Genomic DNA, 7364 nt, shown 5'->3' with positions numbered 1-7364 from the left:
GAATACGAACTCGGCGTCGCGCAGACCGTGCTCCGCGTCCACACCCGCGTCGCCGACCTCTACAACCAGCCCATGAACCAAACCGAACAACAACTCCGCCTCACCATCGAAGCACTCCGCGAACGCCAAGAACACGAACTCGTCAACAACCCCGAATTCGGCCTGCTGCACAACACCGACTCCCGGCAGCGCGTTCAGACGCGGACGGGCCCACCCACCCCCGACGATCTGGACGAACTGCTGTCGCGCCGGCGCAGGACCGAACTCTTCCTCGCCCATCCGCGGGCCATCGCCGCGTTCGGCCGCGAATGCAGCAGCCGCGGCGTCTCGCCGCGAAGCGCCGAAGTCGACGGGGCGTCCTTACCCGGCTGGCGCGGCGTGCCCCTGCTGCCCTGCGACAAGATCCCGGTTTCCTGGCACGGCACCACGTCCGTCCTGGCGTTACGGACAGGCGAAAAGCACCAGGGCGTAATCGGGCTGCGGCAGACCGGGATTCCGGACGAGATCGATCCGGGGCTGAACGCGCGGTTCATGGGCATCGACGGGAAGGGGATCATCTCCTACCTCGTATCCGCCTACTACTCGGTCGCGGTGCTCGTGCCGGACGCCCTCGGCGTGCTGGAGAACGTCCAAATCGGACGGTCGGCATGACCGCGGGCAGCACGGTACTGGCGTGGGGGCGGGATCTGGTGGAGCCCGCGCTGCGGGCGGCCGTGGCCGAGTTGCCGCCCTCGATGCGGCCGCTGGCACGGCACCACTTCGGCTGGGACGATGAGCAGCCGCACGGGAAGGCCATCCGGCCCGCCGTGGCACTGCTCGCGGCGCGCGCCGTGGGCACCCCGGAACCGGCCCTGCCCACCGCGGTCGCGATCGAGCTCGTGCACAACTTCTCGCTGCTGCACGACGACGTGATGGACGGCGACGACACCAGGCGGCACCGGCCGACCGTGTGGAAGCTGTTCGGTGTCGGCCCGGCGATCCTGGCCGGCGACGCGCTGATCACCCTCGCCGCGCAGGTGCTCGCGGCCAGCGGCCACCCGGCGGCCGGTGCGGGGCTGCGCATGCTGACCGGGGCGGTGCTGGAACTCGTGGAGGGCCAGAGCGCGGACCTGGCCTTCGAGCAACGCGACGATGTCGAGCCCGCCGAATGTCGCGCGATGGCCGAGGGCAAGACCGGCGCGCTCCTGGGCTGTGCCGCGGCGCTGGGCGCGTTGTTCGGCGGCGGCAGTCCGGAGCAGGTCCGCGCGCTCGACGCGTTCGGGCGGAAGCTGGGGCTGGCGTTCCAGTTCGTCGACGATCTGCTGGGCATCTGGGGGGAGCCCGCGAAGACCGGCAAACCGGTCCACTCGGATCTGGCCAACCGCAAGAAAAGCCTGCCGGTCGTGGCCGCACTGTGCTCGGGCACGCCGGCCGGCGCCGAACTCGCGGCGCTCTACCGCAAGCCCGATCGTCTGTCCAAGGAAGACCTCGCGCGCGCCGCCCGGCTGGTCGAACTGGCCGGGGGCCGCGCGTGGGCCCGGGAGGAAGCCGAAGATCTCCGCGACCGCGCGCTCGCCCACCTGCGCGCCGCGGACCCGGACCCCGCCGCGGCCCGCGATCTCGAACTCCTGGCCCACCTGACCACCAGCCGAAGTTGGTAGAGGAGAAACGCCGTGTTCACCGCAGCGCAGAGCATCATCGCCGCCAACCATCCGGGCCTGCCCGACCCCGGCGTCGTGCTGGTCGCCGACAGCCTGCTGTGGCCACATCAGCCGGCCGTGGCCTGCCCGGCGGTCGCGATCCTCGACGGGGAGGTGCGGCGGCGCGGGGTCCGCACGGTCCGCGGGCACCTGCACGTGGACACCGAGGACCACGAGGCCGTGTCGTTGCGCGCCGTCCTGCCCGGCATCGGCGGTCTCGGCGCCGCGGTGACCCGGCCGACGCCCCGGGTGACCGAGGCGGTGTGCGGCGCGATGGCCGCGTGCCTGGCCGTGGCGGGAGTGTCCCGGCGGATCCTGCTCGCCGCGCCACGGTCGTTCTGCGCGGGCGTGGAGCGGGCGATCGAGGTGGTGGAGCGGCTGCTGAACCAGCGCGGCGGACCGGTCTACGTACGCAAGCAGATCGTCCACAACGCCCATGTGGTCGCCGATCTGCAGGCCCGCGGCGCGGTGTTCGTCGACGAGTTGAACGAGGTGCCGCGGGGCGCGACCGTGGTGTTCTCGGCGCACGGGGTCTCCCCGGCGGTGCGCGCGGCGGCCAGGCTCCGGAATCTGCAGGTCGTCGACGCGACCTGCCCGCTGGTGACCAAGGTGCACTCGGAGGCGCGCCGGTTCGTCGAGCGCGGCGACACCGTCATCCTCGTCGGGCACGCCGGGCACGAGGAGGTGGAGGGCACCCTCGGCGAGGCGCCGGAGCGGATGATCCTGGTGCAGTCGGTCGAAGAGGCGCGGCGGGTGCGCGTCGCCGATCCCAAGCGGGTTTCCTACCTGACGCAGACCACGCTGAGCGTGGAAGAAACCGCCGAAGTGGTGGCGGTGCTGCGCGGCCGGTTCCCCGCGCTGCGGGGACCGGGTTCCGAGGACATCTGCTACGCCACGAGCAACCGTCAGGACGCCCTGCGGGACGTCGCCGCCGCGTCCGATCTCGTCCTCGTGATCGGCTCCCCCAACTCGTCGAACTCCATCCGCCTGGTGGAAGCGGCCCGGCGGGCCGGCGCGGCGGCGCACCTCATCGACGACACCGGCGACATTCAGCCACTGTGGCTGACCGAGGTGCGCACGATCGGCCTGACGGCCGGGGCCTCGGCGCCGCCGCGCCTGGTCAGCGCGGTGATCGAGGCGCTCGGCGGGCTCGGGCCGGTCACCGTGGAGGAACGGGAGACCACCCGCGAGACGCTTCGGTTCACCCTGCCGTCGACGCTCCGCTGAGCAAGCACCCTTTGCCTGCGACCGGTGCATGCCAACCTGTGTTCATGACCAGCGTGCAGATCCGAAACGTGCCGGATGATCTCACGCAGACGCTTCGTGACGAGGCCCGGGAGAACGGCCGGTCGGTGCGGCAGCAGTTGCCCGTGGTCCCGCGGGAGCACACCGCCCGGTTTGCGCCGGCGCGCGCTTTCGGCAGGGTCGACGCCGTCTTCGGGGCAAAGGTCGGGATCACCGTGGACATCGACCCGGCCGAGGCGATCCGCGCCGATCGTGACGAACGCGATGCCCGCGACGCGGAACGCGCGGCGGACTACCGATGATCGCGGTGGTCGACGAGAGTGTCTGGTGCGACGCGCTGCTTCCGGGGCCTCGCCTGCAGGCGGCGCGTGTCGCGCTGACCCGTACACCCGGCTCGCCGCGCCGGAACATCTGAGACTCGAGATCATGCAGGTACTGCTCCGCTACGGGCACAGTAGGCTCGGGGGCTCGGGGGCAGACATGCCTCGGCGAATCGTCGAAGTCGTCCACGAGTTGCCCATCGAGGTCGTGCCGACCGGGGTTGCCGCTGTCCCGGATCTGGGAACTGCGCGACACCCTGACAACGTACGACGCCGCCTACGCCGCGGCCGCCGAACTCCTCGACGCCCCTGATCACCCGGGACAGGGATTGCCGGCGCTGGAGAAAAAACCAGTTTGCGCGATCCGCTCGATCGAGCCGTAAGGTCGTGATGTGAGCGATTCACTGCGCGAGGTCACGTCCGAGGAAGAACTCCGCGAACTACTCGGGCATCCGCAGCCGGTGGCGATCGGCAAGGAACGCGCGACCCTGCACGAGCTGGACCGCCAGTGGCTGGCGAACTCGCCGTTCTGCCTGATCGGCACGGCGGCCGCGGACGGTAGCTGCGACGTCTCCCCCAAGGGCGATCCGCCGGGGTTCACCCTCGTCCTCGACGACACCACGATCGTCATTCCGGACCGCCCCGGCAACCGGCGGGCCGACACGCTCCGCAACGTGCTCACGAACCCACGCGTCGGCCTGCTCTACTTCATCCCCGGCCGTGGCGACACGCTCCGCATCAACGGCCGCGCGCGAATCCTCCGCGACGCGCCGTTCTTCGACCGGATGCTGGTGAAGGGTCACCGGCCGAAGGTGGCGTTGCTGGTCGAGATCGAGCAGATCTTCTACCACTGCGCCAAGGCATTCCTCCGCTCCGGCATGTGGAAGCCCGGGACCTGGCAGCCCGACGCGTTGCCGTCGCGGGCCGTCATCTCGAAGACACTCGAGCGCAGGAACCAATCCTTGGAAGCGCTCGAGGAGTACTACGGCCCGTCCTACGCCGAGCACCTCTACAGCTAGGACGGCTCTTCGAAGGGCGGAACCTGAGGGTCGTCGTCGGCGGGCGGTTCGGGGTCACGCCATTCCTCGGCGCGCGTCGGGCCAGTGCCGCGAAGGGTGCCCTCGAGTTCGTGCTTGAGCTGGTCGTCTTCCCGCGGGTTGTGCTTTCCACTGCCACGTTGCGCTGTCATCGAACCCCCTTCAGCGGGTCATGGCCGATCGACATCAGCCGGTGGCGCCAGTTCTCCTGGCCGCCGGTGGGCTCCAGGTCGTCGCGCCGCTCGGCGTGCACCCGGTCCACCACCTTGCGCATCACGCGCTTGTCGTCCTCGGTCAGGTCGGGCTCGCCCGGGGTAGTGGGCCGCTGCTGGCCGTGTTCGCCGCCGGGCTGCTGTTCGGCGAGCGGCCGGGAATCCTGGGGCTGATGGGTGCGCTGCTGGTCGTCGCGGGCGTGCTCCGCCGCTTGCGCAGGATCTCGAGCACATGCCTCCCGGTGGGCGGGCCTGCCTGGTCGGGCAGTTCCTCGGTGTTTTCGTCGGCCGCGCGGGTACGCAGCCACTCGCTCAGTTCGCGTGAGTTCAGGTTGACCACCCGGTGGAACTCGTCCCACAGATCGGGCATGTGCCTCACCTCCTGTCGAGGAACTTCCGGATGACGAACAGCAGGATCACCCCCAGCCCGAACGCCGCGCCCGCCCCGAGCACGAGGCGCTGAGACGTGGTCTTGGCGCGGTTCGCCAGTTCCTGCGCGGTCTCGCCCAGTTCCTGGCGGGTCAGCTCGGCGTCCAGCCTGGCTTCCTCGGTGTCGAACGGGAATCCCTGCCGCTCAGGCATGACCACGCACCGCCTGGACGTCCTTGGCCACGTTCGCCGCGGCCTCTTCCGGCACCGGCGGTGTCGCGGCCCGCAGCGAACGGCGGCCCATCAGCCCGGCCAGGCCGCCGGCCAGCAGCAGGGCGGCGCCGACCAGCAGCGCCGACAGCCACGCGGGCAGGACCAGGGCGAGCGCGAACACCGCGGCCGCCACCAGCGCGATACCGCCGTAGGCGGCCAGCATGCCGGCGAGACCGGCGAGGCCCGCGCCGACCCCGGCACGACGGCCCTTCTGCTTCAGCTCGTCGGCGGCCAGCCGCATCTCGTCGCGCACCAGGCGCCGGATCTGGTCCGACATGTCCTGCACCAGTTCCGCGATCGAGCGGTCCTGCACAGCTCGCTCAGCCATGTTCTCCTCCCGGGGTGGTTGTGATCCGGCTACCCCGGGCCCCGGGCCCCGGGCCGCTAATCGCCGTGGTGGTGGCCCGATTCGGGGGTCTGGGTGCCCCCGGCGGCCTTTTCCGAGAGCGTTTCCCTGGCCTCGCGATGCGGCACCGGCCTGCCCGTGAGGGTGATGTGGCCCTCGTCGTGCAGCCGCTCGACCAGGTGCGGGTAATGGAGTTCGAACGCGGGGCGCTCGGAGCGGATCCGCGGCAGTTCCAGGAAATTGTGCCGTGGTGGCGGGCAGGTGGTGGCCCACTCCAGCGAGTTGCCGAAGCCCCACGGGTCGTCGACCTCGACCTTCTCCCCGAACCGCCAGCTGCGCACCACGTTCCAGACGAAGGGCAGCATCGACGCCCCGAGGATGAACGCGCCGATCGTGGAAACCATGTTCAGCGCGCTGAAGCCGTCCGTGGGCAGGTAGTCTGCGTACCGCCGCGGCATGCCCATGTCACCGAGCCAGTGCTGGACCAGGAACGTGGTGTGGAAGCCGATGAACGTGGTCCAGAAATGCAGCTTGCCCAGCGGCTCGTCGAGCATTCTCCCGGACATCTTCGGGAACCAGAAATAAACTCCGGCGAAGGTGGCGAACACAATCGTGCCGAACAGCACGTAATGGAAGTGCGCCACCACGAAATACGAGTCGGTGATGTGGAAGTCCAGCGGCGGCGCGGCGAGCAGGACGCCGGTGAGCCCGCCGAGCAGGAAGGTCACCAAGAACCCGACCGCCCACAGCATCGGCGTCTCGAAGGAGAGCCGCCCCTTCCACATCGTGCCGATCCAGTTGAAGAACTTGATCCCGGTCGGCACCGCGATCAGGAACGTCAGGATCGAGAAGAACGGCAGCAGCACCGCGCCGGTGGCGAACATGTGGTGCGCCCACACGGCGAACGACAGCGCGGTGATGCCCAGCGTGGCGAACACCATCAGCCGGTAGCCGAACAGCGGTTTCCGGCTGAACACCGGCACTATTTCGGTGATGATGCCGAAGTAGGGCAGCGCGATGATGTAGACCTCGGGGTGACCGAAGAACCAGAACAGGTGCTGCCACAGGATCGCGCCGCCGTTGGCCGGGTCGAGCAGGTGCGCGCCGATGATGCGGTCGGCGGCCAGCGCGAACAAGGCGGCGGTCAGGATCGGGAACACCGCGAGCACCAGCACGCTGGTGAACAGGATGTTCCAGGTGAAGATCGGCATCCGCCACATCGTCATGCCGGGACAGCGCAGAGTCACGATCGTGGTGAGCATGTTGACCGCGCCCAGGATGGTGCCCAGCCCCGACACGATCAGCCCGAAGATCCACAGGTTCCCGCCGATGCCCGGCGAGTGCTGGAAGTTCGACAGCGGGGTGTAGGCCGTCCAGCCGAAGTCGGCCGCACCGCCGGGAGTCAGGAAGGAACTCAGCACGATCGTCCCGCCGAACAGGAACAGCCAGTACGAGAACGCGTTCAGCCGGGGGAAGGCGACGTCCGGGGAGCCGATCTGCAGCGGCAGGACGAGGTTGGCGAAGGCGAACACGTTCGGCGTCGCGTACAGCAGCAGCATGATCGTGCCGTGCATGGTGAACAGTTGGTTGTACTGCTCCTGCGACAGGAACTGCAGGCCGGGCCTGCCCAACTCGGCGCGCATGAGCAGGGCCATGGCCCCACCGATCATGAAGAACGCCAGCGAGGTGAACAGATACAACCACCCGATCACCTTGTGGTCGGTGGTGCTGGCCAGGCGCACCAGGGCCGCACCGCGCCGGTGCCGGGCCGGCAGCGTGTACCGGTCAGCAACGGGGATGGGCCGCGCCCGCAGTTCCGTCATGTGCTCCTCCGCCTGGTCGCGCACCGTGCAGAGCTCGCCCACCCACTGTGCGCCGACCGG

Annotated in this window: 11 protein-coding genes and 1 pseudogene; 6 read left to right on the top strand and 6 right to left on the bottom strand. The window is 69.7% G+C overall.

Going from position 1 to position 7364, the window contains the following annotated elements; all coding sequences use genetic code 11:
- From VJT49_RS22950 to VJT49_RS22925, 6 genes are all read left to right on the top strand, one after another.
- On the top strand, positions 1 to 651 hold a 651-nt coding region (locus tag VJT49_RS22950), incomplete at its 5' end, for a family 2B encapsulin nanocompartment shell protein (protein WP_324166958.1).
- Positions 648 to 1640, top strand: coding sequence for a family 2 encapsulin nanocompartment cargo protein polyprenyl transferase (locus tag VJT49_RS22945; protein ID WP_324166957.1), 993 nt, complete (start codon positions 648 to 650; stop codon positions 1638 to 1640). The genes VJT49_RS22950 and VJT49_RS22945, both read left to right, overlap by 4 nt.
- Positions 1641 to 1652: 12 nt before the next feature.
- Positions 1653 to 2906 (top strand): 4-hydroxy-3-methylbut-2-enyl diphosphate reductase, encoded by a 1254-nt coding sequence (gene ispH / locus VJT49_RS22940; RefSeq protein WP_324166956.1) that lies wholly within the window; start codon positions 1653 to 1655, stop codon positions 2904 to 2906.
- A 44-nt stretch (positions 2907 to 2950) separates the two neighbouring features.
- Entirely contained in the window at positions 2951 to 3226 is a 276-nt protein-coding gene (locus VJT49_RS22935; protein ID WP_324166955.1) for a FitA-like ribbon-helix-helix domain-containing protein, read from the top strand.
- A 239-nt stretch (positions 3227 to 3465) separates the two neighbouring features.
- Positions 3466 to 3627, top strand: a complete 162-nt coding sequence (locus tag VJT49_RS22930; protein ID WP_324166954.1) for a hypothetical protein — start codon at positions 3466 to 3468, stop codon at positions 3625 to 3627.
- Positions 3628 to 3636: 9 nt separating this feature from the next.
- Positions 3637 to 4263, top strand: coding sequence for a pyridoxamine 5'-phosphate oxidase family protein (locus tag VJT49_RS22925; protein ID WP_324166953.1), 627 nt, complete (start codon positions 3637 to 3639; stop codon positions 4261 to 4263).
- Here the strand turns inward: VJT49_RS22925 and VJT49_RS22920 are convergent.
- From VJT49_RS22920 to ctaD, 6 genes and pseudogenes are all read right to left on the bottom strand, one after another.
- Entirely contained in the window at positions 4260 to 4433 is a 174-nt protein-coding gene (locus VJT49_RS22920) for a hypothetical protein (RefSeq protein WP_324166952.1), read from the bottom strand. The genes VJT49_RS22925 and VJT49_RS22920 overlap by 4 nt on opposite strands.
- Positions 4430 to 4582 (bottom strand): annotated as a pseudogene (locus tag VJT49_RS22915) (DUF3140 domain-containing protein); the annotation flags it as partial. The pseudogene VJT49_RS22915 and the gene VJT49_RS22920, both read right to left, overlap by 4 nt.
- A complete protein-coding gene (locus VJT49_RS22910) occupies positions 4576 to 4863 on the bottom strand; it encodes a DUF3140 domain-containing protein (protein WP_324166951.1) in 288 nt (95 codons plus the stop codon). The gene VJT49_RS22910 and the pseudogene VJT49_RS22915, both read right to left, overlap by 7 nt.
- A gap of 5 nt (positions 4864 to 4868) precedes the next feature.
- Positions 4869 to 5075, bottom strand: coding sequence for a hypothetical protein (locus VJT49_RS22905; protein ID WP_324166950.1), 207 nt, complete (start codon positions 5073 to 5075; stop codon positions 4869 to 4871).
- On the bottom strand, positions 5068 to 5463 hold the full coding sequence (locus tag VJT49_RS22900; RefSeq protein WP_324166949.1) for a phage holin family protein: 396 nt from the start codon (positions 5461 to 5463) through the stop codon (positions 5068 to 5070). Before VJT49_RS22900 ends, VJT49_RS22905 begins: the two co-directional genes overlap by 8 nt.
- Before the next feature lie 56 nt (positions 5464 to 5519).
- Entirely contained in the window at positions 5520 to 7304 is a 1785-nt protein-coding gene (gene ctaD, locus VJT49_RS22895; protein ID WP_324166948.1) for a cytochrome c oxidase subunit I, read from the bottom strand.
- Between the last annotated feature and the right edge of the window lie 60 nt (positions 7305 to 7364).

The organism is Amycolatopsis sp. (assembly GCF_035276945.1).
GTDB lineage: Bacteria > Actinomycetota > Actinomycetes > Mycobacteriales > Pseudonocardiaceae > Amycolatopsis_E.
This window is presented reverse-complemented; position numbering and strand designations above follow the sequence as displayed.

Bases quoted from the DNA above. Each gene is read 5' to 3' on its own strand.
- VJT49_RS22945 (WP_324166957.1), top strand. From the start codon at position 648: ATGACCGCGGGCAGCACGGTACTGGCGTGGGGGCGGGATCTGGTGGAG.
- VJT49_RS22935 (WP_324166955.1), top strand. From the start codon at position 2,951: ATGACCAGCGTGCAGATCCGAAACGTGCCGGATGATCTCACGCAGACG.
- VJT49_RS22920 (WP_324166952.1), bottom strand. From the start codon at position 4,433: ATGACAGCGCAACGTGGCAGTGGAAAGCACAACCCGCGGGAAGACGAC.
- VJT49_RS22910 (WP_324166951.1), bottom strand. From the start codon at position 4,863: ATGCCCGATCTGTGGGACGAGTTCCACCGGGTGGTCAACCTGAACTCA.
- VJT49_RS22905 (WP_324166950.1), bottom strand. From the start codon at position 5,075: ATGCCTGAGCGGCAGGGATTCCCGTTCGACACCGAGGAAGCCAGGCTG.
- VJT49_RS22900 (WP_324166949.1), bottom strand. From the start codon at position 5,463: ATGGCTGAGCGAGCTGTGCAGGACCGCTCGATCGCGGAACTGGTGCAG.
- ctaD (WP_324166948.1), bottom strand. From the start codon at position 7,304: ATGACGGAACTGCGGGCGCGGCCCATCCCCGTTGCTGACCGGTACACG.